A 23,846-nucleotide genomic window follows, 5' to 3' on the forward strand; every position below is an offset into this window, starting at 1 on the left:
TTGCACATCTGCAATAACTCTTGCAAGTAAATCGAACATGTGTCGGCGGGAGGAACGGTGGCGATCAAATTTGCATTGCTCGGATGCGGGCGCATCGGCGTCCTGCATGCTCAGAATCTAGCCCAGGCGAACGGCGCTCGCCTGGAGACGGTATTCGATCCGAACGGAGCTGCTGCCGAGGCGGTCGCCAGAGCGAATGGCTGCACGGTAAGCACAAGTGCGGAAGATGCGGTTGATAAGGCCGACGCGGTTCTGATCGCGACGTCGACTGCCACGCATGCCGATCTGATAGAGCTCGCTGCAAAGGCCGGCAAGGCGATCTTGTGCGAGAAGCCGATTGATCTCAGTCTCGATCGGGTACGAGCATGCCGCAAGGCCATTGAAGGTTACAAGGTACCAATTCAGATCGGCTTCAATCGCCGCTTCGACCCCGGGCACCGGGCCGCGCACGACGCCCGCGCAGCGGGCAAGATCGGGAAACTTGAGCAAGTCGTCATCACGTCGCGCGATCCCGGGATGCCACCGCGAGGTTACACTGCGGTCTCGGGCGGTATATTCCGTGACATGACGATCCACGATTTTGATGTGGCGCGTTTCATGTTGAACGACGAACCGACCGAGGTCTTCGCGACCGGCAGCGCGCTCGTTGATCCCACCATCGGATCCGATTTTGGCGACTTCGATTCCATCATGGTGATCATGCGCACTGCTGATGGAAAGCTGTGTCATATCAACAACTCCCGACGCGCAACCTTCGGCTACGATCAGCGGATCGAGCTGTTTGGCAGCGAGGGGATGATCATCTCTGACAACAAGAAGGCGCACGAGCTGAAGGTTTACGGATCGACCACGACTGATGCGGCCGAGCCCTACCTCAACTTCTTTATCGAGCGCTACGCAGAGGCCTATCGAGCCGAGATCGCCGCATTTATTGCGGCTGTTCGCGATGGTCGGCCGATCCAGGCGACATTTGACGACGGTTACCGCGCACTCGTGCTCGCCGAGGCTGCCGTCGAGTCTGCCAGGACCGGCAAGAAGGTTGAGGTCCGCGATATCGGATGACCTTGAATGGGACCTGCTTACGGGTGTCGAGCAGTAGGGGCAAGCTCAGCAGCGCTCTCACCAACCGTTGGGAAACTTGAATGACGTCGATGCATGGAAAGATCGCGATCGTCACCGGCGGTACGCAGGGACTCGGTGCCGCCATCGCCAAACTGTTCGCCGAGCGTGGTGCCAAAGGCATCGTAACGTGTGGTCGTGACGAGGCGAAGGGCCGAGCGAAGGCCGACGCGATCGCCGCAGCGACAGGCGCGGCAGTCGTATTTGTGCGCGCTGACCTCACAAAGATCGAGGATTGCGCCAGAGTCGTGGCTGAGGCGGACAGAGCCTTCGGGCGCGTCGACGCCCTGGTCAACGCCGCGGGTGACACGAGTCGCGGCACGATCATCGATACGACCCCCGAACTGTTCGATAAGATTTTCGCCATCAACACGCGCGCGCCCTTCTTCCTCATGCAGGACGCGATCAAACTCATGCGCCGCGACAGGGTGCAGGGCACGATCGTCAACATCTCGTCGATGTCGGCGATGGGTGGCCAATCCTTCATAGCTGCATATTGCGCATCGAAAGGGGCTCTTGACACTCTGACGAGAAATGCGGCCCACGCGCTGTTGCGCAATCGCATCCGCGTGAATGGTCTCAACATTGGATGGATGGCCTCGGAAGGCGAATTCAACACGCAGCAGGTCTTTCACGGCCGTACTGCGGACTGGCTCGAGGAAGCCGCCGCGCGACAACCCTTTGGTCGGTTGCTCGATCCCATCGAGGTGGCGCGCGCCGTCGCGTTCTTGTCCTGTGATGAGTCTGGCATGATGACGGGAGCCACGATCAATTTCGACCAAAGTATCTGGGGCGCATACGATACGTCACCGCAGCCCGAAACGCCGCTCTGAGAAATTCAGGGCCAGAGGCTTTTCTGAAAATGTGCAGGCGCGGGTATGGCATCGCGCCAGGCAAGCGCGATGTGGTCTCGCGCACTCCCGATGTCCAATCGTTTCGCTCAAGCCGCAACGAGCGCTCATGCAATGCGCATGAAATAGATGTTGCGAGATTGCGATTTGTGCAATATTAATTGCATGGATCGGAGAGGTGAGGCGGCCGGACAGAGCTGCCACCGCACGATGGAGGGAACGCGTGGCTTTGCTTGATGTGCGGAGCATCTCGAAGAGCTTTGGTGCCATTCGAGCACTGCATGACGTCAGCTTTTCGATCGATGCGGGGGAGGTGGTCGGGTTGATGGGCGACAACGGCGCCGGCAAATCGACCATGGTAAAACTGATTGCCGGAAACTTCCCGCCGACCGAGGGGGCCGTCGTCGTTGATGGCAAGGCATGCCATTTCCACAGACCGATCGAGGCCCGGGCTGAGGGCATCGAGGTTGTCTATCAGGAGCTCGCGCTTGCCGACAATCTGACCGCAGCGGAGAACGTCTTCCTCGGACGCGAAATCAAGCAGGGGATCTGGCCGCTTCGCATCCTCGACAAGCAGGCGATGATCAAGCGCGCCGGCGAGCTCTTCGCGGAACTCAAATCGGAAACGCGTCCCCGCGACCTCGTGAAGAAGATGTCAGGGGGACAGCGCCAGGCTGTTGCGATCGCCCGGGCCCGGCTGTCCAATGCCAAGCTCGTCCTGATGGACGAGCCGACCGCGGCCATTTCTGTACGACAGGTCGCCGAAGTGCTCGAGCTCATCCGCCGGCTGAAATCTCGGGGAGTATCGGTGATGCTGATCAGCCACCGCATGCCCGACGTGTTTACGGTCTGCGACCGCATCATTGTCCTTCGGCGCGGCTCAAAGGTTGCCGACAAGGAGACCGCGGCGACCTCACCGGAGCAGATCACCGGCCTGATTACGGGAGCGATCCGTGAAGCCTAGTGTCGCCAAAGCAATAGAAGAAACGCACGCCGCAATCAGTGACGTCGTCGGAGTTCGTGAGCAGACCACCCTCCAGCGCCTGATGGCAAGTCAGGCGTTCTGGGTAGCGGTCGCGCTTTTGGCTCTGGTGGTCTTCATGACGTGGTTGGAGCCGACCTTCGGCACGGCCGACAACGCGACGAACGTCACGCGCAACTTCGCTCCGCTTGCGATCATGAGCCTCGGCATGACTGTGGTCATCATCACGGGAGGTATCGATCTGTCCGTCGGCTCGGTGATGGGGCTGGTCGCCATCGTCACCGGGTTGCTGCTGACCTGGCACTATTCCTGGTACGTCGCCTTCGCGGCCGGGCTTTTGGCGGGATTGGCATGTGGAGCCTTCAATGGCTTCTTCGTTGCCTATGTTGGTATGCCGTCCTTCGTCGTCACGCTTGGTATGCTGTCGATCGCGCGCTCGCTCGCCGTCGTGATCTCCGGGAATCAGATGCTCTACCAGTTTGGCCCAGACGCGCCGATCGTCAGGGCGATCGGCCAGGCGAAATGGCCGCTGCATGCGCCGGCCGGCTGGGCACCGCGCTGGATACCGGAGTTCTCCTCCCATTTTTGGGTCATGGTGATCCTTGCCCTCATCGTCGGTGCCATCTTCATCTTTACGGCGTGGGCGCGTCACCTCTATGCGATTGGCTCCAACGAGAACGCTGCGCGCCTGACCGGTGTGCCGGTCGACTGGATCAAGTTCCAGGCGTATGTGTTTTCGTCTTTCACCGCCTCTGTCGCTTCGCTGCTGCTCCTCGGCTACAGCGGCTCAGCCATCAACGCGATGGGCACCGGCTACGAGCTTCGCGTTATCGCCGGCACCGTCATTGGCGGTGCCAACCTGATGGGCGGCTACGGAACCGCATTCGGGGCCGTGATAGGCTCTGCCTTTCTCGAAGTGATCCGCAACGCGCTTCTGATGGCCGGCATCGACTCGAACTGGCAGGGCGCCTTCGTTGGAATGTTCATCGTTATTGCCGTGCTTCTGGGCATGCAGACGAGCGGAACGTCGCTTGTTGCTACGGTCCGCGAGTGGGTTGCCTGGAAGCGTGGCTAGGAATCCGACCACAAAAGGGGCGGAGGGTTGGCGTCAACAAACATGGAGGAGACACGTGAACAAGCATATTCTGATGGCGGCCGTCGCGTTTTCAGCGCTGATGGGAGGACAAGCCTGCGCGCAGCAGAAGTTCACTTTTGCGCTCGTTCCCAAGAACATGAACAATCCGTTCTTCGACCAGGCGCGCGACGGCTGCAAGAAGGCGGAGGCCGAGTCCAAGGGGGCCTTCCAATGCATGTATATCGGCCCCGGCGAGCATGGTGGTGGCGAGGAGCAGGTGCAGATCGTGCAGGACCTCGTCGCAAAGAAGGTGGACGGCATCGCCGTGTCACCGTCCAACGCGGCTGCGATGGCGGTTGCGTTGCAGGCCGCCAAGAGTGCCGGCATTCCCGTGCTGACCTGGGACTCGGACTTGCTGCCCGAGAACAAGGACCTGCGCCTTGCCTATATTGGCACCCATAACTACGAGATTGGCGTCAACATTGCCAAGATCGTGCAGACCATCAAGCCGAAGGGCGGCTCGATCTGCATCCAGTCCGGCGGCGCAGCAGCGGCTAACCACAACGAGCGCATGAAGGGCATCCGTGACACGCTGGCGGGCAAGGAGGCTGCCCAATCGCCCGGAGAACGGTTGACCGGACAGAATGGCTGGAAGGAGATCGACGGCTGCCCGCTCTACACCAACGACGATTTTCCGCTGTCGGTGCAGCAATTCCAGGACACCATGGCAAAGAACCCGAGCCTCGACGCGTTCACGCCGACGGGCGGCTTCCCGCAATTCGTGCCGGACGCTAACCGTGCTGCGGTCACGCCCTACAAGGACAAAATCGCCAAGATGGATCTTGCGTTGGTGGTTGCCGACACGCTGCCGGTTCAGATCGACCAGATGAAGGAAGGATTCTCGCTCGGCCAAGTAGGCCAGCGTCCGTTCGAAATGGGCTACAAGACCATGTTCGCTTTGAAGGACGTCAAGGAAGGCAAAGCTCCGCCTAAAGATCCGACCTATACGGGCCTTGATGTTTGCACAACCAAGAACGTCGATACTTGCATCGCGAAGTAGTCCGTGCTTGGGGGCAGCTGGGAGATCCAGCCCGCTGCCTCCTCATCGACACCACTGTCAATCTTGGAACGTGAGGCTGACCTTTGTGGAAAATCGCCAACGGTCAGGCCGCTTTAGCTGACTGGTGGCACATCAACCCGAGAAGCGGTCTGTTGGGTAGAAGGACTTTGCGGCTGCTGCGGTCGCAAGAAGTGCTGCATTCTGCCCACTAAATTCGATTGATCTCGGAACGAGGTGTCCTCCGAGTGCGGCGACGGTCCCTGACAGGACGAAAGCGGACCAAAACAATATCGAACGCGGCATCCGCGTCGAAAAATAGAGCCCGATGGTCGCTGCGATGCCAAGCGTGATCACGGCGATCGCCAGACGCTCCGACGGGCCGCCGCGGTCGATGATCCAGTCCGCGCATGCGCTGGCGGCGGTTTGGGCCAGTAGTGCCGTGATCCAGAAGAAGCCGCGAACATTGGAGCGGTCTGTCGGCCCTGGCAGGTTTCCCGTGAGGCGATAGCAGATCACGAACGAGAATATGAGCAGGATGGCTATCAGCAGAATCGCACCGATGTCGCCGCCTCCCATCGAGATGTCGGCCGTCTTTGCCAGCACCGCACCCAAGAGACTGAGCAAGAATGTGGTGGACCAGAACATTGTCCGCGGAAACCGCCGGGTCGCTCCCTGCAATATCGACATCGCAAGGAAGCACAGCAACAGCGCGACGATCACTCGCCCCGAGCGGTGAAGGTAGATATGACTGAGCGAACGGCCCTCGATCTCGCCCGCCATGGCAGCGAGGAACCAGTAACACCAGAACGCGGCCGTGAGCTCTGGGACGATACGCGTGCGGACCGACAGCGTGCCATTCCGGGCCCTCACGTCATCCTTCGTCTCGGCGTTCATCCTGCTAGCTCCGGATTGACAGCGGGACGGGGAGAGCGACGCGCCGCGCGCTTGCGTGCGAACCAGTCGCTGACGTTCTGGAGGTAGATGTAGACCACCGGCGTCGTGAACAGCGTCAAGAGCTGGGAAACGATCAGGCCGCCGACGATCGCGAAGCCGAGCGGTTGCCGCAATTCCGATCCGGTTCCCGTGCCGATCATCAGCGGAACGCCGCCGAGCATTGCGCACATGGTGGTCATCAGGATCGGACGGAATCTGGCCTTGCAGGCCTCCAGTGCGGACTGCTCAGTCGAAAGTCCCCGATGGCGCTCGGCGTGAAGCGCGAAATCGATCAGCATGATGCCGTTCTTTTGCACGAGGCCGATCAGCAGAACGATCCCGATCAGCCCGATGACGTCGAGCCCGAAGCCGAAAGTCCAGAGCGCCATGAGCGCGCCGAGCCCGGCGGATGGCAGCGTCGACAGGATCGTGACCGGATGGATCGTGCTTTCATAGAGCATGCCGAGGATCAGATAGACCGCGATAATCGCTGCCAGGATCAGGACGGGCGTGGAGGCGAGCGCAGACTGGAAAGCCTGGGCGTTGCCCTGGAAGCTCGTCGCAATGGTCGAAGGCATATGCAGCGAGGCCGTCTCCTGCTGCACGGCGGCGACTGCCGTGCCGACCGCTGTGCCGGGCGACAGGTTGAAGCTCAACGTGACCGACGGAAACTGGTTCTGATGGTTCACCGCCAGTGCCGCCGAGCCATATTCGATGGTCGTGAACTGACCGAGCGGCACCATCGATCCGTTCGATGAGCGGACGTAAATGCGGTTGAGCGCGTAGGGGCCGGTTTGGAATGACGGATCCACCTCGAGGATCACGTAGTAAGTGTTCAGCGTGGTGAAAAGTTGGGCGACGTGACGCTGGCCAAACGCGTCGTACAGCGTATTGTCTACCGCCGCCGGATCGATGCCGAGGCGGGAGGCGGCATCGCGGTCGATCTTGAGCTTGAGCTGGCGCGCGGCGTTGGCCTGGTCGCCGGCGACGTCGGCGAGCTCCGGCCGCTTTTTCAGTTTCTCGAACAGCTTGCCGGCCCAGCTGTTCAGCTCGTCCTGGTTCACATCCGTGAGCGTGAACTGGTACTGAGTCTTGGACAGTCGGCTGGCGAGATTGATGTCCTGCGTCGCCTGCATGAAGACTGCGATCCCCTGAAGCTTGGCGAGCTTGGTATCGAGCTGCCGGATCACCTCGTCGGCGCTATACTGGCGCTCGTTCCGCGGCTTCAGCAGCACGAACAGACGGCCGTTGTTCTCGGTCACGGTAGGCCCGCCCGGGCCGATATAACCCGTGGCGTTGGCGACCGAAGGGTCCGTCGCGATCACGTCGATCACGCTCCGCTGCAGCTCCGCCATCTGCGTTGGTGAGACGTCGGCCGAAGCTTCCGTGATGCCGGTGATCATGCCGGTGTCCTGCTGGGGAAAGAATCCTTTCGGAATGCCAGCGAACAGCACGCCCGTCGCCACAACGCTCGCAAGCATGACCACCAGCGTCGCCAGCTTGAAGCGCAACGCGACGGACAGAACAGCCTCATAGCCGCGCTGGATCGCCACGAATCCGCGTTCCAGCGTTCGCGATATTACGCCCGGACCCCTGCCGTGGTCGGAGAGCAGGTAGGCGCACATCATCGGTGTCAACGTCACCGAGACGACGACGGAGACGGCGATCGCGACGCACACGGTGACCGCGAACTCCTGGAACATCCGTCCGATCACGCCACCCATCAGGAGCAGGGGAATGAACACCGCCACCAGCGACACCGAAATCGATATGATGGTGAAGGCGATCTCACCGGCGCCCTTCAGCGCGGCCTCCAGCGGCGACAATCCCTCTTCGATATGCCGCGAGATGTTCTCGATCATGACGATGGCATCGTCGACGACGAAGCCGACCGCGATCGAAAGCCCCATGAGCGACAGATTGTCGAGGCTGTAGTTCAGGAGATACATGACGCCGAACGTGCCGATCAGCGAGATCGGCACCGAAATCGCGGGAATGACGGTCGCCCAGAAATTGCGCAGGAACAGGAAGATGACGCCGACCACGAGTGCGATGGTCAGGAGCAGCGTGAACTGCACGTCGGCGACGCTGGCGCGGATGGTCTGCGTCCGATCCGATGCGATCGTGACCTTGATATCCGAAGGCAGGCCCGCGACCAGTTGCGGCAGCAGCTTCTTGATGCCGTCCACCGTGCTGATCACGTTAGCGCCCGGCTGGCGCTGAATGGCGAGGATCACTGACGGCTTGTCGTTGTACCAGCCGTGCAGCGTCAAATCCTCCGCCGCGACTTCGGCATGGCCGATGTCACGCAGTCGGACCGGTGCGCCGTTCCGATAGGCGATGATCAGATCGTCATAGCCCTTGGCGGTCAGCACCTGGTCGTTGGTCGCGAGCGTATAGGCCTGCTGATCGCCGTAGAGCACGCCCTTGGGCTGGTTGACGGTGACGTTGCCGAGCGTCGCGCGCAATTGCTCGAGATCGATGCCTGCCGCGGCGAGCTTCGCCGGATTAACCTGGACGCGGATCGACGGTTTCTGCATGCCGCCGATCGTGACCAATGACACGCCTGGCACCTGCGACAGTTTCTGCGCCAGGATGCTGTCGGCATAGTCGTCGACCTTGGTGAGCGGCTCGGTGTCTGACGTCAGCGCGATCAGGAGCACCGGCACGTCGGCCGGATTGACCTTCCGGAAGATCGGCGGCGACGGCATGGTTTTCGGCAATTGCCCGGCCGCCGCATTGATCGCGGCCTGCACGTCCTGAGCGGCCGCGTCGGTGCTGCGGTTCAGTGCGAATTGCAGGGTGATCTCAGTGTTGCCGAAGCCGCTCGACGAGGTCATGGCGGTCAGGCCCGCGATCTGCCCGAACTGGCGCTCCAATGGCGTGGCGACCGAGGATCCCATGGTCTGAGGATCTGCGCCGGGCAGTTGCGCGGTGACCTGGATCGTTGGCGTGTCGACCGCCGGCAGGGCCGAGACGGGCAGCCTGAAGAAGGCAACCAGGCCGATCAGCGTGATGCCGATTGCGAGGAAGGCCGTGGCGACGGGGTTGCGAATAAAGCCTCGGGAGATTCCTTGGGAGATGCTCATGGCAGCATACCTGCGCTTGCGGTGGTGGCGTTCTGGACCATGTCCTTGCGATTGTCGGGGACGACCTCGACCGATGTCCCGGGCTTCAGCCGGTACTGACCGGCGGTGACGACGGTTTCGTCACCCGACAGGCCCTGGTCGATCAGCACCTTGTCTTCGCGCGACTGGCCGGCTTTGATGTCGCGCGCGCTCACGATGTGGTTCGCATCGACGACGTAGACGAAGGTGCCGCCTGGTCCCTGCTGAACAGCCGTCAGCGGCACGGTTACGGCGTCATGGCGGAGCGCGACGGTGAGATGGATGTTGACGAAAGATCCTGGCCAGAGATTCTTCCTCTCATTCGGAAAGGACGCCTTCAGCCGCACTGTACCGGTCGATGCGTCCACCTGATTGTCGATCAGCATCAAGCTGCCATGGTCGAGCTTGTGGGTGTTGGCCGCGTCATAGGCGTCGACGGACGCCTCGCCGGACGCGATCGATTTCTGCACCTCGGGAATGTCGGTCGAGGGCAGGGTGAAAATGATCGAGATCGGCTGGAGTTGCGTAAGGATCACCAGCCCGATCGTGTCGGTTGGATGCACGATATTGCCGGGATCGATGTGGCGGATGCCGGTGATCCCGTCGAAGGGCGCGGTGATCGTGGCGTAGCTCAACTGGGTTTGCGCAGCCTCCAGCGCCGCCTTGTCGAGCGCGACCGTGCCCTGGCCCTGCGCCACCTGGGAATCCTGAGTGTCGAGCAATTGCTGGGTGGCAAATCCGCGCGTGGCAAGCGGCTGCGTCCGGGCGAGGTTGACTTGCGCGTTCTTCAAGGCCGCCTGATCACGGGCGAGGGCGGCCTCCGCCTGATCGACCTGTGCCTCGAACACGCGCGGATCGATTTTTGCCAGCACGTCGCCACGTTTCACGTTCTGCCCCTCGACGAAATCCACACTGTCGAGCGTCCCCTGGACCTGGGTGTGAATGGTCGCGGTGTTGATCGGTGTCACGGTGCCGAGCCCTTCGAGCACGATGGGCACGTCGCCCTTGTGCACATGCGCAGCCGTCACCGGAACGGCCGGTGCTGCCTTGGATGCGAGCTTGGGCTCAGCCGCATGGCCAGGCGCGGCGTCGTGCAGGACATAAGCACCGATTCCGGCTCCGACCACGAGAGCCGTGCCGACGAGGAGAAAAGTCTTTCTGGACAGCATCGCTTTACACTCCATAGTGGCGGATTGGGCGGGTCGCATTCGCGACCAGCTCCTGGACGAAGGTTTCGGCGGCACTCGCCGCGGCTCGTACATCGTTCGCAGCGCCCGAAGCGAACCCGATGATCCGCGTGTCGATATCGGCAGCGCGCAGCTCGCTGATGAGATCGACCGGCGTGTCCTCGCGATCCTCGCCGCGCACGACAAGTCGGATGGCCGCGGCGGTAGGGACGATGCGAAACGATAGCGCCGTGCGGGAAACGGCGATCGCAAGGAGGCCGGCACAGTCGATGGCTCCTTGCAGCACGAGTTCGAGCGCGGCACGGGCTGCTTGACCCTCCGCAATCAGGATCAGCCGGTGCGCATCGTGTCGTGCGAGCACGGAGGCAACGCCGCGCAAAATCTCATCAGGATCAGTGCTGCGTACGGAAACGGTGGACCATAGAGCGAGTGGCGTCAGACACCACCAGCGGCCAAGTTGTTCCGGTGTCGCAACGAGCGCGGAGTTCGGCCCGGCAATGACGGCGACCCGTGCGGCAGTGCGCGCGGGCCGCGCGGCGATCCTGTATGGCGAGCGCGTTGACATGGCTTGAAGTTGGACGCCGCGCCTCTATTATTCAAATGAATTGGTATAATTCACGAATTCACAATGTGCATAGAGGCCACATGAGACTCCGCAACCTCGATCTCAATCTGCTCCTGGTGTTCGACGCGGTGTTGCGCGAGCGCAGCGTGATACGTGCCGCAGACAGCCTCGCCATCAGCCAGCCAGCCGTCAGTCACGCGCTCAACCGGCTGCGTCATGCGTTGAAGGACAAGTTGTTTATCCGCACACCCGCGGGAATGAGCCCGACCCCGAGAGCCGAGCAGCTCGCGCTTCCGGTTCGCAAGGCGCTCAACGAGCTGCAGCTCGCGGTCGAGGGGGACATCTTCGACCCCTCGACGGCAGACCGACGTTTCACGATTGCGGTGAACAATTATGCCGCCGTGGTCGCGGTGGGACCGATCGTGGCTGCGGTGCGCGCACAGGCGCCAGCCGTGCGCCTGTCATTAGTGCCCAGCGGGACCCTGGATCTCAGGGACAAACTCGACCGCGGCGAGCTTGATCTTGCGTTGTCGGCGCAAGCCCTCGGCGGAGAGCGGTTTGCCTCGCAGCAGCTCATCGAGGATCGCTTCGTGGCCGTGCTTCGCAGCGGCCATCCAGCACTGCGGAAGCGGTTGACGACGGCATCACTGGCCGAGCTGCGGCATTTGGGGATCAGCTCGAGCGGTGAGAATTTGGAGTTCGTGGATACGTTCCTGAAGGCCCGGAAGAGCGCTCGTTTTGTCGCTTCCGAGGTGCCCTATCTCTCCGCAGGGGCGGTTCTGGTGCAGTCAAACCTGGTCACCATCCTCGGACGGAAGCTGGCGCTGGAGTTCCGCCGCGCCTATCCGATCGAGATCAGGGATCTGCCGTTCGAAGCGCCCACGCTGCACAGCGTGATGAGCTGGCATCGGCGCTTTGACGATGTCCCTGCCCACCGATGGCTGCGCAGTACTATCATCGGAGCCGCCACCACCTTGTGAATGGTGAACGCTCGTTGTCGCAAGCGGCCACGAGCTCTCTCCGCCATACCGTCTGCATCCCTCACACCAACTAGCGCGTCGACTGCCACGCCAATAGTCTGCGCTCGGCCAGGGACATGGCAATCGACGTGACGTAGCCCGTCGCCCCGAGCAGGATCACGCCGGCAAACAAATCGGCAGAGCGGAATGCGCGTGCTGACAACAACACCCAGTGGCCGAGGCCGTCGAGCCCGGCGAGCACCTCGCAGACCACGGAGAGGATGAGCGCGACCGTCAGGCTGAGCCGCATGCCGGCGAGGATGTCGGGCAGGGCCGACGGCAATGCAATCTTGAAGACGATTGCGGGGCGCGACATCTGCAACGCGCGCGCGACCTCGTAGAGGCGCGGCTCGACGGCGGCAAACCCGTGAATGGTCGCAAGCATGATCGGCCAGATCGCACCGAAGGCGATCACGAACAGGGCCATCCCCTGCGTCAGGCCGAGCATCGCGATCGCGACGGGAATGATCGCGGATACCGGCAGCGGACGCAGGAATTCCAGCGATGGCGCGATGTAGATGCGCATCAGGCGAGACGATCCGATCAGGGCGCCGAGCGCAATGCCTGCAACCGAGGCGGCGAGCCAGCCATAGGCCATGTGTTCCAGCGTGCCGACGAGTTTGCTTGTGAGATCGCCGGTCGCAAAGCCACGCATCAGTGCGGTCCAGGCGCGGTCGGGGCCGGGCAGAAACACAGGTGAGATCAGCTTGAGATTGGCGACAAGCTGCCAGAGCCCGACAAAGCCGGCTGCGACCGCAAAACTCGCAATACGCCAGATCATTGCGGTGGCGCTCATGAACCTGCTCCGGCGATTGCGGCACGGCCGAACATGCGGCGCTGGACGACGACCAGAGCGAGGTTGAGCCCGTAGCCTATGATGCCGATCCAGACGAGATAAGCGAGCATCAGGTCGGCGCGCAGTGCCTGCTGCGCCTGCATGATGCCGGCGCCGAGGCCAAGCGGATTGATCGCGATCTCGACCGTCACCGCGACGATCAGTGCGATGCCGGCGGACAGCCGGAATGCGACGAAGATCCGCGGCAAAGCGGCTGGAATGATGATCTTGATGATCCGCTGCACCGGCGTCAGGCGCAGCGCCCGTGACACCTCCATCAATCGCGGCTCGACGCCGCGGACCGCGGTGCGGCTCAGGACCAGCATCGGCCAGACGCAGGCAAAGGCGACAATCACGATCTCCATGCGATAACCGAAGCCGAGCGCGATCAGTGCGATCGGCAGCAGCGCGATCGACGGAATCGGCCGGATCGCCTCGATGGTTACTTCCATCAGCCGGTCAAGCATGCTCGAAACGCCGAAGGCTATTCCGAGCGCAAGCCCGATGACGCTGCCGATCGAGAGCCCTGCGAACGCCGCGAGCAAAGTGTCACGGGTAGCGATCAGAATCGTGAGGTCGGCGAGTGCTGCGGCCAGAGCGGCCAGGACTGCGCTCGGAGGTGCCAGGCTGTCGCTCTGCAAATGGGCGAGGCGGGCCCAGAGTTCGAAGACGAGCAGCACCACGAGCGGCAGCAACAGCGGTTTGGTGCGTTCGAGGCTCAATGTTCGGTCGCCTTGATGAAGTCGAACAATTGCCGGCGCAGCCGCAGGAATTCCGGGTGCTCGCGCGTGGCAAGCTGGTCGCGAGGGCGCGGCAAGTTCACATCCAGTTCGATTCCGATCCGCCCGGGATGCGGCAAGAGACCGATGACGCGGTCGCCGAGATAGATCGCCTCGTCGAGATCGTGGGTCACGAAGATGACGGTCGTGTTGCTCGCCGCCGTCAACGATAGCACCTCATCCTGGAGACCTTGCCGTGTCATCGCATCCAGCGCGGCGAACGGCTCGTCCATCAAAAGCGTGGTCGGCTCCTGTGCGAGACAGCGCGCGATCTGCAACCGCTGCTGCATGCCGCCGGACATTTCCGCTGGATATTTCTCGGCGTGGGCGGGCAGGCCAACCTTGCGCAGCAACTCCGCGATGCGGCCGGGTCGCTCGCGTGCGGGAATTCCGCAGGCCTCCAGCGCAAGCGAGATGTTGCCGGCTGCGGTTCGCCAGGGCAGCAGCGCCTTGCCATAGTCCTGGAACACGATCGCGACCTCGCGACGTGGTGCGAGCATCGGCTGGCCATGGAAGGTGACGGCGCCACCGGTCGGGCGATAGAGGCCCGCCGCGAGCCGAAGCGCAGTGGTCTTGCCGCAACCCGAGGCGCCGACGATGCAGAGGAATTCGCCGGGACGCACCTCGAGATCGAGATTCTCGATGATGGTCTTGCCGCCAAGCCGAAGCGTCGCGCCGTTGAAGGTGATCAATGGCTTTTGCTGCCGTTCCGCCTTTGCTTCGTCAAGTCTTGCAAGAAGGGTCATCGGTCACTCTCGCTGCCGGGCGGATAGACGAAATTGATGGTCGAATGCAGGTGTTCCTCCAGCATCGTTTGTGCACCTGGGACGTCCCGCGCCAGCACGCGGTCGGCGAGCATCTGATGGCTACGGATAAATCCTGCACTGTTATCGATCGCGCGCATCATCACGCGGCGGTAGCGGTAAGCCTGGTCATAGAGGTCTGAATGCGCGCCGAGCATCCGCCTCGAGCCGCAGGCCGCGAGGAGGGCAGTGTGAAAGCCCTTGTGCAGGCGGTCGAAATCGGCGGCACCCTCGCGGAATTCGTTGCCGGTACGCTCGATGTGCCGGCGCATCTGATGCAGCGCGCTCACGATGCCGGCCTCCCAGGCGTCATCGCCGTGGATGATGGCGAGCCGGACCGCCTCTTTTTCGACGGCGGCGCGCATGCAGGTGATGTCGGCCAGGTCCTCGCGGCTGACCTCGGCAACGCGAAAGCCGCGCTGGCCGATGCCGACAATCAATCCGCGCGACATCAGGCGCGACAATCCCTCGCGGAGCGGTGTGGCGCCGATCTCATAGCGCTGCACGAGATCGACAATGCCAAGCCGCGCCCCCGGCGCCAGACGTCCGGCGAGAATGTCCTGCTCGAGGAGGGTGGCAGCGCGCTCGCTCAAGGTGCCGGCCTCGCCGTTCGGACGTTCGACAGTGCGTTCGGAAGCCGGCATCGTATGGGTCCTCAGTTCAGCACCAGTTTGCTCGTATCGAGCTTCGATTGCAGCATCTTCTGCGACGACATCACGTCGATCCACCAGGCGAGGCTTTCCGGCTTCAAGCCCGGCTCGGATTGATTCGGAGGCGTCGCCTTGACGAGATCGAGCGGCTGTTTGGTGAACTTTGCGATCGAAGCGGAGGCCTTCTCGCGGTCACCGTTGACGATCACTGCCGCTTCCGCGATCGCATCGCGAAACTTCGTCACGGTCGCGGCGTTCTTCTCCGCCCATTCGCGCGAGGCGGCATAGAAGATGATCGGGTCGGTGCGAGCGAGGTCGACCGCGTAGCGCGCACCGACTGAGCCGAGGCCCGCATTGGTCATGCGGGCGACAAATGGCTCGGCGGTGAGGACGGCATCAACGCCCCCGGACTTGATGATGTCGGCCATGGTCGGGAAGGTCACCTCGACGAACTTGACGCTCTTGGGATCGATGCCTTTCTCCACCAGCCACTTCACGAACAGCACGTGCAGGAAGGCGTTCAGTCCTGGTGCGCCGACTTTCTTGCCGACGAAATCCTTGGGCTCCTTGATGGTGATGCCGTTTCGGACGAAAGCCGTAATGGCGTTGTTCGACGTCGTGTTCATCACCGACGCGCCGGCGATGCCGACCAGATCGAGGCCGCCGTCAACCGCCTGGAGGAAGACAGTCGAGGTCGGCCCGCCAATCTGGATCGAGTTCGACAGGATCGCGGCCGGGATGTTCGAGTTGATGGCGATTGGCGTCATCTCGACGTCAAGCCCGTGCTTCTTGAAGATGCCCTCGTCGACCGCGACCATGGCGGAGGCGCAGTCGGACGTGGCCGTGCAGCCGATCTGGATTCTCGCTTGTGCCGCCGCCGAGCCTGCCAATGCGCAAGACATCTCAAGCGAAATTCCGAGTGTGATCGCCAATCTTGCCAACTGCCTCTTCAAACTATCCTCCCCATCCGCATTTTTTTATCTTGATTATCGATATTTTATTCGATCATATATTTTTACCAAGAGCAAGGGGTATCCAAGGTGAAACTCGCTACATTCAGGTCGGCTGGTCAGGACAAGATCGGCATCGTGCAATCCAATGACAGCCGGGTCTTCGACATCGCTGCGGCCGCGGCGCGCGATGGACAGAATCCCGCCTTCAAATCGATGCTGGCGCTGATCGATGCCGGGCCTCGCGCGCTCGAACAGGCGGCGGCGCTGCTCGAGAAGCACGGCAAGGACCCGGCGCTATCGTTGGCGACAAGTTCGGTGGACATCCTCGCGCCGGTGCCAGAGCCCCGGCAGATGCGCGACGGCATGTCGTTTCCGCTGCACATCCTGCAAGCGCCGCGCGGGCAGCGGAAGCTCGTGGCGCGCGCCAAAGGAGACATGGCGGAACTGGCGCGGATCGACGCGGAGCCGCTGGGCGAGCTGCCCGAGGTCTATCGCAAGCAACCGATCTTCTACATTACCAACCGTTTCAGCGTCCGCGGCACCAACACCACAGTCAGGTGGCCGCGCTACAGCAAGGTGATGGATTACGAGCTCGAATTCGGGATCATCACCAGGAACAGGGGCGCGAATATCTCTGCGGCGAAGGCGAAGGATCACATCTTCGGCTATACCATCTTCAACGATTTCTCGGCGCGCGACGCGCAGCGCATCGAGATGGAAGGGCGACTCGGCCCCGCCAAGGGCAAGAGCTTTGACGGCGGCAATGTGATGGGGCCGTGGATCGTGACGCCGGATGAGATCGGCGATCCCTACAAGTTGAAGATGGAGGCGCGTGTCAACGGCGAGACCCGCTCAACCGGCGTCTCGGACGGGATGCTGTTCTCGTTCGAGGAGATCATCGCCCATGTCACGCAGGACGAGACGCTGATGCCGGGTGAATTCATCGGGTCGGGCACGGTGGGCAATGGCTGCGGACTCGAGCTCGGCTGGTTTCTCGAACATGGCGATACGGTCGAGCTCGAAGTCGAAAAAATCGGGATCTTGAAAAACAGGGTCGAACGGCAGGACGCCTGAGCTCTCGACGGACAAGAACAGGCAACGAGGAAACACCATGGCGCGCAGACTCATCGATATCTCCGTACCGCTGCAAAACGACGTGCCGGCCGATCCGCCGGGCAATCATCCGACCATTCAGTACATCGATCATCTACAAGGCTTGCCGCGCATGCTCCAGTTTTTCGATGGGCTGAAGGCGGAGGATCTGCCCGACGGCCAGGGCTGGGCGGTGGAGATGGTCAATCTTTCCACCCATAACGGCACTCATCTTGATGCCCCCTGGCACTTCCATCCCACGATGAACCGCGGCGAGCGCTCGTGGACCATCGATGAGGTGCCGCTGGAATGGTGCTTTCAGCCCGGTGTGAAGCTCGATTTCCGCCATCTTCCGGACGGATATGTGGCGACTGCCGGGGATGTCGAGGCCGAGCTGAAGCGGATCGGGCATACGCTGTCGCCGCTCGAGATCGTCGTCGTCAATACCAGCGCCGGCGCCAAATATGGTCGGCAGGACTACGTCACGTCGGGCTGCGGCATGGGTTATGAGGCGACCATGTATCTGCTGGAACGCGGCGTGCGGCTGACCGGGATCGATGGCTGGAGCTGGGACGCGCCCTTCGTCTACACCGCGAAGAAATATGCGGAGACCAGGGATGCCGGCTTGATCTGGGAGGGTCACAAGGCCGGACGCCACATCGGCTATTGCCACATCGAAAAGCTGCACAATCTCGAGCTTCTGCCCTCGACCGGCTTCATGGTCTCATGCTTCCCGGTGAAGATCGAGCGGGCATCCGCGGGCTGGACGCGGGCGGTTGCCATCGTTGACGGCTAGAGGTCGCAAGCAAGTACCGGACAGATGGGTATTTCTCTGTCGGATCCTGGCGCGGCGTGGTCGATAGGTGTGGATCTACAGGCGTACGACTTCACCAGTTCGAACGCTCTCGTCGGCGGCAAAGACGATGCGGAGCGAGTTGATCGCGTCCTCGTGATGCTCGGACAGGTCCATCTCGCCACGGACCGCACGCAGAAACAGCCGCTGCTCGCGCTCGCAGAGCTCCTGATGGTCGGGTTCATCGGCGGTCGAGATCAACTCGTCCGGCTTTGCAAAGCGGTCTTCGGTGTCGCGCGCTGCGTGATGGATGCGAAGCGCGTTGGTCCGTGTATGCGTGTCATGTTCGGCCGAACGCACGTCCGCATCGCCACTCTCTTTCGCGACGATCGACACGCTGCCGTTAGGGCCGATCATGTCCTTCACGAAATGAGCGGTCTCGCTCATCATTGGACCCCAGCCGACCTCGTACCAACCGACGGATCCGTCGTCGAACATGATGTGAAGATGGCCGTAATTGTACATGGCCGGCGCGATTTCGCTCGTCAGTCGCGCCCCGACCGCGTGGACCGCGACGGGACGCGCTCGCGTCACTTGGCACATGATGTCGACGTAATGGACGCCGCAATCGACGATCGGTGAAGTCGATCGCATGAGTCTCTTGTGCACCTCCCAGAAGGAACCCGCAGACTGTTGGTTGAGATTCATGCGCATCACGAGCGGCTTTCCGAGCGTTCGGCCGATTTCGACGAACCGTGACCATGCGGGATGTACGCGCAGGATATAGCCGATCAGCAGCGCCTTTCCGGCCGCGTGTGCAGCGCTAACGACTTGTCGCGCCGCATCCAGCGTGTCGGCCAGCGGCTTTTCGCAGAAAACATGCGCGCCAGCAGCGAAAGCCTGCAACGCCATGGCGGCGTGATGCTCGGTGTAGGTGCAGATCGCGACGGCATCGGGACGCAAGCTCGTGAGCGCCTCGTCGAAGCTTTCGAAGCGCGGAAGAGCGGGAAACTCGACCTCGAGATCATCGCGATCGGCCGCACGAGAGGTGCAAAGACCGACGAGCTCGAAACCCTCGACCGATCTATAGGCGCGGGCATGGCTGGTTCCCATGGTGCCGAGGCCAACCACGAGAACGCGAACATTTTGTGGAGCCGGAATGGAGAGCGAGGACATGGCTCGATCGCGTCCTTAGTAGGTGTTGTCCGCCGCCGCATCGTGCTGATAGCCGTTGGGGGGCTGGCCTTCGATCCAGGTTTCCAGCACCCGCAGCTCGTCGTCGAGATGCACGAGGCTCGCGAGACAGCCTGGTGCGATACGGCCGAGTTCAGTATTGCGCCGGAGAAACGTCGCCGGAACACGTGATGCCATTGCGAGGGTATCGGCGAGCGGAAGCCTGACGACGTTGACGGCATAGCGCACCGCCTCATCCATGGTTAGAATCGAGCCAGCGAGCGTCCCGTCGTCGAGCCGCAGGCAACCGTCTGCACTCGTCACGTGGCGGCCCTGAAGATCGAAATGATCGGGGCCACCGGCCGCCGGGGGCATCGCGTCGGTAACCAGCATGAAACGATCGTGCCGCTTGGCGGCAAGCGCGTTGCGCAAATTCGCCTCGTGGACGTGATGGCCGTCGGCGATGAGGCCGACGAACACATCGTCGAGATCGAGCGCGGCGCCGACCATGCCCGGCTCGCGCCCGGTCGGCGCGCTCATCGCGTTGAACAAATGGGTGAACGCGCGCGCGCCTGCTTGTACGGCCCTGCGCGCCTCCTCGTAGCTCGCGTCGGAGTGGCCCAGCGAGACGAGCACGCCATGCCGCGCGAGCTCGGCGATGCTCTCGGTCCCGACCCGATTGGGCGCGAGCGTCAGCATGACCGCGCCGCAATTCGCCTTGGCGATTGTCGCGACGTCATCGCGCCCGAGGTCGCGGATGTAGCTGAGTTCATGCGCACCCTTGCGGCGCGGATCCAGGAAGGGCCCCTCCAGGTGAATGCCGAGTGCCGCAGGGGTCAGACGCCGCGCCTCGCGCGTCGCAGCGATGGCAGCGGCCATCACCTGCGGCGCGTCGGTCACCAGCGTCGGCAGCAGCCCGGTGGTCCCGTGTTTACGGTGCGCAGCCGCGATGCGGGCGATGCCATCGGGCGTCGGGTCCTGGTTGAACAGGACGCCGCCGCCGCCGTTGACCTGAACGTCGACATAGCCGGGCGCAAGCAGGCCGCCGCCGAGATCCCGCGCTGCGCCGTCAGGTCTCTCGGAGTGGGGAACGACTGCGGCAATGCGCGCACCTTCGACGACAACCGCGTGGTCATCGAGAAAGCGTTCTCCATCAAAAATCCGCGCGCCGGTCAGAACGATCATCAGACGGTCTCCGTTACCTTGCGCAGATTGCGCGGGCGGTCGGGATCGCGCCCGAGCCGGAGCGCAAGCGCTTCGGCAAGCCGGTAGAAGCGGTGGATCATGACGATGGGCTCCAACAGGGGAGCCCCGACTCGTGCCGTAGCGAGACGATCCGACTCATCGGCGCCGCCCGCTTCGATTGTGATCACCGTCGCGCCGGCGTCGGCCAGCGCCGTGAGCGTCGGCAGCATGCCTTCGCGCGCCGCGTCGGACGGCAGGAAGGCGATGACGGGGAAGCCCGGAGCGACAAGTTCGGCCGGGCCGTGCAGCACCTCGGCCGCGGAGTAGGCCTCGGCGTGAATCGCGCAGGTTTCCTTGAGTTTGAGTGCCGCTTCCGCGGCGATCGCAAGTGTCGCGCCGCGGCCGAGCACGAAAGCGCTGCGGGCATTTGCAAGTCTCTCCAGTATCGTCGCGGGCGGCGGCGCTGCTTGGGCGCGCAGGACGTCCGGCAGGCCGGCGAGGGCGTCTGCGAGCTGCCGATCCTCGCGCCAGGCCGCGACGAGGCTCGCCCCCGCGACGAGGCCAGCGATCATCGATTTGGTCGCGGCGACGGAACGTTCCGTGCCGGCGCAGAGCGGCAGCAGGATTTCGGCCTCTTGCGCGAGTGGCGAGGCCACGTCGTTGACCAATGCGAGAGCGAGCGCACCGCCGTCTCGTGCGGCACGCTGCATTTCCACGATGTCCGGGCTCCGCCCCGATTGCGAGATCGCGACGGAAACGCTCCCTTCGAGCCGCATCGGCGTCCGATAAAGCGTCGCAATCGAGGGACCGATGGAGGCACAAGGCACCCCCGAAAGAATCTCGACGAGATATTTCAGATAGAGCGCGCAGCAATCCGACGAACCACGGCCGATAGTTGCGACGAGCGGCGGGTCGAGGGCACGCAGACGCGCTCCGAGTTCAGCGAGCCGCTCGGCATTTTGACCGAGCTGGCGCGCAGCCGCGTCGCCTGCCTCGCCGATCTCCTGAAGCATCTGTGTCGTCATCGGTGCGTCTTTCGGGCCGGGGGCGACAGCGTGAGTTCGGAGACGAAATCATAGGCGTCGGCACGGTACCAGGATTTCGTGAACTCCACGCAGGCTCCGTCGGCGAGGTAGGCGATGCGCTGGATGTAGAGCGCCGGGCTGTCTGGCGCGACCCCGAGCAGTTCAGCATCGGTATGATCGAGGAGGGTCGCACGCAAGCGCTGCAGGCCCCGGGTTGGCTTGAAGCCCCTTGCGGAGAGCCCCTCGTAGAGCGAGGCGCCGACCGAATCCTGTTCAGGAAGAAAGCGTATCGGCACGGCGGCGCGTTCGATTGCCATGGGCGAACCGTCGGCAAGGCGCAGGCGTCCGAGCCGGAACACGCGGTCGTTCGGTCGTACGCCAAGCATCATCGCCTCTTCCGGCGTCGGCAGGAATACGCCGCGTTCGAGTTCGCGCGAGCTCGCCTCCAATCCGCGCAGCCGCATGTCTTCCGTGAAACTCGTCAGACGCGACGAGGGCTGTTCGACGCGCGGCGTTGCGCGATGGATGAAGGTGCCCGCGCCGTGGCGGTGAAACAGCACGCCTTCGGCAATCAGATCAGCGATCGCCTTTCGCAGCGTGGTGCGCGATATGTCGAGCAGCTCGCACAACACGCGCTCCGCCGGAAGCAGTTGCGTCTCCACGAAGCGTCCGGTCTCGATCTCGCGCCGAAGCGCGTCGACCACGGCACGATAGAGCTTTTGGCCCGGCGCCGTTTCGACCGTCATGGACATGCCGCGTCCTCCGCGAGCGTTCCGCCGGCGAGAAGGATCGCGCCGTCGACCGCGTCGCGCCGGGGCTGGGCGAGGCGCTTGGCCACATCAGGCGGCAGGAAGGGGCGCAAGGGCTCGCCGAAGCCGCCCGCGAGCGCAATGCGCTCGGCGCCGAGCGCGTTCAGCGCGTTCGCGAGCGCCGTGATCGCGCTGGCCGCTTCCCCGACGATTTCGCGCGCGCGCATATCTCCGGACCTCGCGACAGCCAGGATTTGGGGCGCGAAGGAGCCGTAGTCTCTGGGTCTGGCCTCCGCTGCCCAGCGGCTCATTCGCAACGGATCATCGTCGAAATGTCGCCCGAGCGCCTGGGCGAGTCCGCTCATCGGCTCGAGGCCGTCGATCGCACGCAGCGTCGCGCGCAACGCCGATTCGCCGAGGCGTGCGGCGGATCCGTCGTCGCCCAGCCAGAAGCCGCGTCCGCCGATGATGGTCGTTCGCGCTCTCACGCGAGCGATGCCCGCCGAGCCCGTGCCCGCGATGATCAGGCCACCGTCGCCGACCCCGTTGGCTCCCACGCAGGCGGCGACAGCATCATTGACGGCGACGATACGCGCGAAGCCGGGCAGGGCGGCGGAGACACGCTCCGCTTCATTGTCGTCCGAAAGCCCGGCAAGGCTCAGGCCGACGGCGATCTCCTGCCGTGACGCGCCGGCACTGAGCGCGGATTCGATGGTTTCGCGCACGACCCGCATCGCCTCGTCGAAGTCGAGATAGATGTTCGAAGCCGGCCCGAGGCCACGCCCGAGCTCGCGGCCAGACGAGTCCCGCAGTCTCGCACGGCAGCGGGTGGCGCCGCCGTCTACTCCGAGAAAGAACCGGGCTGTCGCCAAGGGGCCTCCTAAAAATATTCTTAACGCCTCTAGACAAGTGGTATGTCACGTGGATAAAACGAATACAAGAGGTATCTACCATTGGTATTCACGATGTCGGTGTTGCCGAGCTTGGAGACGGGCGGAGAGAGGTGCGGCGGCACCACCGACGTCGTGACGACCGATGAGGCGATGTTTGCGGACGCAATGCTCGCCTCCTACCGCCGAGCGATTGCTTCGGTCGCGACTGTCTCCAGGGACATCCGCACGGCGGCACTTCGGCTCGCCGCCGTTTGGCGAGCCGGCGGGCGTCTGATCTATGCCGGTGCGGGGTCTTCCGGCCTTGCGGCAGCCGAAGATGCTGCCGAGCTTCCCGGTACGTTCGGCCTTGACCAGAGCCGCATCGCGATCGTCTTGCCCGGCGGGACCGCCGAGCCATTTCGCATCGACAGTGCGGCGGAGGACGATGCTGCAGCCGGTGAGCGGTCCATGACCGAGCTTGGCGATCTCTCCCGCGACGCCGTGATTGCTGTATCGGCGAGCGGCTCGACGCCGTTCACCGTCGCTGCGGCCGCAGAGGCGCGTCGCCGCGGCGCCTTCGTGGTCGGCATCGCGCACCATCCGGCCTCGCCGTTGCTCATTGGCGCCGACGCGTCAATCCTGCTCGAAAGCGGGGACGAGGCGCTGCGGGGTTCGACGCGGCTCGCGGCCGGAGCGGCGCAAAAGGCCGCGCTCGGCATGCTCTCATCATTGATGGGACTCGAGCTCGGTCACATCCACCAGGGGCTGATGGTCAATCTGAAGGCCGATAACGCGAAGTTGCGCGAGCGGGCGCGCGGAATCGTCGCAGCGATCGCAAGTGTCAGCGATGCCAAAGCGGCGGCGGCGTTGCGTGAGGCCGGCGGCGATGTCAAGCCAGCGGTGCTGATTGCCTGCGGCATCGCCAGCATGAGCGAAGCCGTCAACTGGCTCGCTGCTGCGGAAGGCCGCATCGACGACGCGTTGCGCCGCGCAGGGGTCAACGGAATCAAGGGCGGAGGCCCGAACAAGGGAGCGTAGC

24 protein-coding genes are annotated in these 23,846 nt (G+C 63.2%); 10 read left to right on the forward strand and 14 right to left on the reverse strand.

Annotation, left to right across the window (positions count from 1 at the left end; all coding sequences use genetic code 11):
- Positions 1 to 57 precede the first annotated feature (57 nt).
- The 5 genes from iolG to V1280_RS45820 all read left to right on the forward strand — a co-directional run bounded on the left by iolG (position 58) and on the right by V1280_RS45820 (position 5,087).
- Complete coding sequence (gene iolG, locus V1280_RS45800) at positions 58 to 1,062, forward strand: inositol 2-dehydrogenase (protein WP_334537874.1); 1,005 nt, start codon at positions 58 to 60, stop codon at positions 1,060 to 1,062.
- An 80-nt stretch (positions 1,063 to 1,142) separates the two neighbouring features.
- Positions 1,143 to 1,952, forward strand: a complete 810-nt coding sequence (locus V1280_RS45805; RefSeq protein ID WP_334537876.1) for an SDR family oxidoreductase — start codon at positions 1,143 to 1,145, stop codon at positions 1,950 to 1,952.
- Between the two features lie 241 nt (positions 1,953 to 2,193).
- Positions 2,194 to 2,934: an ATP-binding cassette domain-containing protein gene (locus V1280_RS45810; protein ID WP_334537878.1), complete on the forward strand. Its 741-nt coding sequence runs from the start codon at positions 2,194 to 2,196 to the stop codon at positions 2,932 to 2,934.
- The gene (locus V1280_RS45815) at positions 2,924 to 4,027 is read left to right on the forward strand and encodes an ABC transporter permease (RefSeq protein ID WP_334537880.1); all 1,104 of its coding nucleotides are present in this window, start codon (positions 2,924 to 2,926) and stop codon (positions 4,025 to 4,027) included. The genes V1280_RS45810 and V1280_RS45815 overlap by 11 nt, the downstream gene beginning before the upstream one ends.
- Before the next feature lie 55 nt (positions 4,028 to 4,082).
- Complete coding sequence (locus tag V1280_RS45820; RefSeq protein ID WP_334537882.1) at positions 4,083 to 5,087, forward strand: substrate-binding domain-containing protein; 1,005 nt, start codon at positions 4,083 to 4,085, stop codon at positions 5,085 to 5,087.
- A gap of 132 nt (positions 5,088 to 5,219) precedes the next feature.
- On the opposite strand, the gene V1280_RS45825 is transcribed toward V1280_RS45820, so the two are convergent.
- The 4 genes from V1280_RS45825 to V1280_RS45840 are packed head-to-tail and all read right to left on the reverse strand — an operon-like array spanning position 5,220 to position 10,675.
- Positions 5,220 to 5,981 (reverse strand): hypothetical protein, encoded by a 762-nt coding sequence (locus V1280_RS45825; RefSeq protein WP_334537884.1) that lies wholly within the window; start codon positions 5,979 to 5,981, stop codon positions 5,220 to 5,222.
- A complete protein-coding gene (locus tag V1280_RS45830) occupies positions 5,978 to 9,109 on the reverse strand; it encodes an efflux RND transporter permease subunit (protein ID WP_334537885.1) in 3,132 nt (1,043 codons plus the stop codon). The genes V1280_RS45825 and V1280_RS45830 overlap by 4 nt, the downstream gene beginning before the upstream one ends.
- Positions 9,106 to 10,296, reverse strand: a complete 1,191-nt coding sequence (locus V1280_RS45835; protein WP_334537887.1) for an efflux RND transporter periplasmic adaptor subunit — start codon at positions 10,294 to 10,296, stop codon at positions 9,106 to 9,108. Before V1280_RS45835 ends, V1280_RS45830 begins: the two co-directional genes overlap by 4 nt.
- Positions 10,297 to 10,300: 4 nt before the next feature.
- Entirely contained in the window at positions 10,301 to 10,675 is a 375-nt protein-coding gene (locus V1280_RS45840) for a hypothetical protein (RefSeq protein WP_334537889.1), read from the reverse strand.
- A 185-nt stretch (positions 10,676 to 10,860) separates the two neighbouring features.
- On the opposite strand from V1280_RS45840, the gene V1280_RS45845 reads away from it, so the two are divergent.
- Positions 10,861 to 11,859: a LysR family transcriptional regulator gene (locus V1280_RS45845; RefSeq protein WP_334537891.1), complete on the forward strand. Its 999-nt coding sequence runs from the start codon at positions 10,861 to 10,863 to the stop codon at positions 11,857 to 11,859.
- Between the two features lie 70 nt (positions 11,860 to 11,929).
- On the opposite strand, the gene V1280_RS45850 is transcribed toward V1280_RS45845, so the two are convergent.
- From V1280_RS45850 to V1280_RS45870, 5 genes are read right to left on the reverse strand one after another with little or no spacing between them, the layout of a single operon-like run.
- On the reverse strand, positions 11,930 to 12,694 hold the full coding sequence (locus tag V1280_RS45850) for an ABC transporter permease (protein WP_334537894.1): 765 nt from the start codon (positions 12,692 to 12,694) through the stop codon (positions 11,930 to 11,932).
- Positions 12,691 to 13,455 (reverse strand): ABC transporter permease, encoded by a 765-nt coding sequence (locus V1280_RS45855; RefSeq protein WP_334537896.1) that lies wholly within the window; start codon positions 13,453 to 13,455, stop codon positions 12,691 to 12,693. Before V1280_RS45855 ends, V1280_RS45850 begins: the two co-directional genes overlap by 4 nt.
- The gene (locus V1280_RS45860) at positions 13,452 to 14,258 is read right to left on the reverse strand and encodes an ABC transporter ATP-binding protein (protein ID WP_334537898.1); all 807 of its coding nucleotides are present in this window, start codon (positions 14,256 to 14,258) and stop codon (positions 13,452 to 13,454) included. The genes V1280_RS45855 and V1280_RS45860 overlap by 4 nt, the downstream gene beginning before the upstream one ends.
- Positions 14,255 to 14,959 (reverse strand): GntR family transcriptional regulator, encoded by a 705-nt coding sequence (locus V1280_RS45865; protein ID WP_334537900.1) that lies wholly within the window; start codon positions 14,957 to 14,959, stop codon positions 14,255 to 14,257. The genes V1280_RS45860 and V1280_RS45865 overlap by 4 nt, the downstream gene beginning before the upstream one ends.
- Before the next feature lie 11 nt (positions 14,960 to 14,970).
- Positions 14,971 to 15,783, reverse strand: a complete 813-nt coding sequence (locus tag V1280_RS45870; RefSeq protein ID WP_334537901.1) for an ABC transporter substrate-binding protein — start codon at positions 15,781 to 15,783, stop codon at positions 14,971 to 14,973.
- Between V1280_RS45870 and V1280_RS45875 the strand changes: the two genes are divergently transcribed.
- The 3 genes from V1280_RS45875 to V1280_RS45885 are packed head-to-tail and all read left to right on the forward strand — an operon-like array spanning position 15,782 to position 17,806.
- Entirely contained in the window at positions 15,782 to 16,009 is a 228-nt protein-coding gene (locus V1280_RS45875; RefSeq protein ID WP_334537902.1) for a hypothetical protein, read from the forward strand. The genes V1280_RS45870 and V1280_RS45875 overlap by 2 nt on opposite strands.
- Positions 16,006 to 16,992 carry a fumarylacetoacetate hydrolase family protein gene (locus V1280_RS45880; protein ID WP_334537904.1) on the forward strand — a complete coding sequence of 329 codons (987 nt, stop codon included), beginning with the start codon at positions 16,006 to 16,008 and terminating at the stop codon, positions 16,990 to 16,992. The genes V1280_RS45875 and V1280_RS45880 overlap by 4 nt, the downstream gene beginning before the upstream one ends.
- Positions 16,993 to 17,029: 37 nt before the next feature.
- Positions 17,030 to 17,806 carry a cyclase family protein gene (locus V1280_RS45885; protein WP_334537906.1) on the forward strand — a complete coding sequence of 259 codons (777 nt, stop codon included), beginning with the start codon at positions 17,030 to 17,032 and terminating at the stop codon, positions 17,804 to 17,806.
- Between the two features lie 75 nt (positions 17,807 to 17,881).
- Here the strand turns inward: V1280_RS45885 and V1280_RS45890 are convergent, their stop codons facing one another.
- Genes V1280_RS45890 through V1280_RS45910 form a run of 5 tightly spaced genes read right to left on the reverse strand, consistent with a single transcriptional unit; the run spans position 17,882 to position 22,807 of the window.
- Positions 17,882 to 18,979 (reverse strand): Gfo/Idh/MocA family protein, encoded by a 1,098-nt coding sequence (locus V1280_RS45890; protein WP_334537908.1) that lies wholly within the window; start codon positions 18,977 to 18,979, stop codon positions 17,882 to 17,884.
- Positions 18,980 to 18,994: 15 nt separating this feature from the next.
- Positions 18,995 to 20,161 (reverse strand): N-acetylglucosamine-6-phosphate deacetylase, encoded by a 1,167-nt coding sequence (nagA, locus tag V1280_RS45895; RefSeq protein WP_334537910.1) that lies wholly within the window; start codon positions 20,159 to 20,161, stop codon positions 18,995 to 18,997.
- Complete coding sequence (locus V1280_RS45900) at positions 20,161 to 21,186, reverse strand: SIS domain-containing protein (RefSeq protein WP_334537912.1); 1,026 nt, start codon at positions 21,184 to 21,186, stop codon at positions 20,161 to 20,163. Before V1280_RS45900 ends, nagA begins: the two co-directional genes overlap by 1 nt.
- Positions 21,183 to 21,938 carry a GntR family transcriptional regulator gene (locus V1280_RS45905; RefSeq protein WP_334537914.1) on the reverse strand — a complete coding sequence of 252 codons (756 nt, stop codon included), beginning with the start codon at positions 21,936 to 21,938 and terminating at the stop codon, positions 21,183 to 21,185. The genes V1280_RS45900 and V1280_RS45905 overlap by 4 nt, the downstream gene beginning before the upstream one ends.
- Entirely contained in the window at positions 21,929 to 22,807 is an 879-nt protein-coding gene (locus V1280_RS45910) for a BadF/BadG/BcrA/BcrD ATPase family protein (RefSeq protein WP_334537916.1), read from the reverse strand. Before V1280_RS45910 ends, V1280_RS45905 begins: the two co-directional genes overlap by 10 nt.
- 81 nt (positions 22,808 to 22,888) lie before the next feature.
- On the opposite strand from V1280_RS45910, the gene V1280_RS45915 reads away from it, so the two are divergent.
- Entirely contained in the window at positions 22,889 to 23,845 is a 957-nt protein-coding gene (locus tag V1280_RS45915) for an N-acetylmuramic acid 6-phosphate etherase (RefSeq protein WP_334537918.1), read from the forward strand.
- Position 23,846 lies beyond the last annotated feature (1 nt).

The sequence above is a fragment of the Bradyrhizobium sp. AZCC 2230 genome (assembly GCF_036924495.1).
Classification (GTDB): domain Bacteria; phylum Pseudomonadota; class Alphaproteobacteria; order Rhizobiales; family Xanthobacteraceae; genus Bradyrhizobium; species Bradyrhizobium rifense.

Bases quoted from the DNA above. Each gene is read 5' to 3' on its own strand.
- V1280_RS45845 (WP_334537891.1), top strand. From the start codon at position 10,861: ATGGCGAGCGCGTTGACATGGCTTGAAGTTGGACGCCGCGCCTCTATT.
- V1280_RS45885 (WP_334537906.1), top strand. From the start codon at position 17,030: ATGGCGCGCAGACTCATCGATATCTCCGTACCGCTGCAAAACGACGTG.
- V1280_RS45860 (WP_334537898.1), bottom strand. From the start codon at position 14,258: ATGACCCTTCTTGCAAGACTTGACGAAGCAAAGGCGGAACGGCAGCAA.
- V1280_RS45850 (WP_334537894.1), bottom strand. From the start codon at position 12,694: ATGAGCGCCACCGCAATGATCTGGCGTATTGCGAGTTTTGCGGTCGCA.
- V1280_RS45870 (WP_334537901.1), bottom strand. From the start codon at position 15,783: ATGGTCGCGGTCGACGAGGGCATCTTCAAGAAGCACGGGCTTGACGTC.
- V1280_RS45890 (WP_334537908.1), bottom strand. From the start codon at position 18,979: ATGTCCTCGCTCTCCATTCCGGCTCCACAAAATGTTCGCGTTCTCGTG.
- nagA (WP_334537910.1), bottom strand. From the start codon at position 20,161: ATGATCGTTCTGACCGGCGCGCGGATTTTTGATGGAGAACGCTTTCTC.
- V1280_RS45835 (WP_334537887.1), bottom strand. From the start codon at position 10,296: ATGCTGTCCAGAAAGACTTTTCTCCTCGTCGGCACGGCTCTCGTGGTC.
- V1280_RS45875 (WP_334537902.1), top strand. From the start codon at position 15,782: ATGGCGGAGGCGCAGTCGGACGTGGCCGTGCAGCCGATCTGGATTCTC.
- V1280_RS45805 (WP_334537876.1), top strand. From the start codon at position 1,143: ATGACGTCGATGCATGGAAAGATCGCGATCGTCACCGGCGGTACGCAG.
- V1280_RS45865 (WP_334537900.1), bottom strand. From the start codon at position 14,959: ATGCCGGCTTCCGAACGCACTGTCGAACGTCCGAACGGCGAGGCCGGC.
- V1280_RS45830 (WP_334537885.1), bottom strand. From the start codon at position 9,109: ATGAGCATCTCCCAAGGAATCTCCCGAGGCTTTATTCGCAACCCCGTC.
- V1280_RS45825 (WP_334537884.1), bottom strand. From the start codon at position 5,981: ATGAACGCCGAGACGAAGGATGACGTGAGGGCCCGGAATGGCACGCTG.
- V1280_RS45900 (WP_334537912.1), bottom strand. From the start codon at position 21,186: ATGACGACACAGATGCTTCAGGAGATCGGCGAGGCAGGCGACGCGGCT.
- V1280_RS45905 (WP_334537914.1), bottom strand. From the start codon at position 21,938: ATGTCCATGACGGTCGAAACGGCGCCGGGCCAAAAGCTCTATCGTGCC.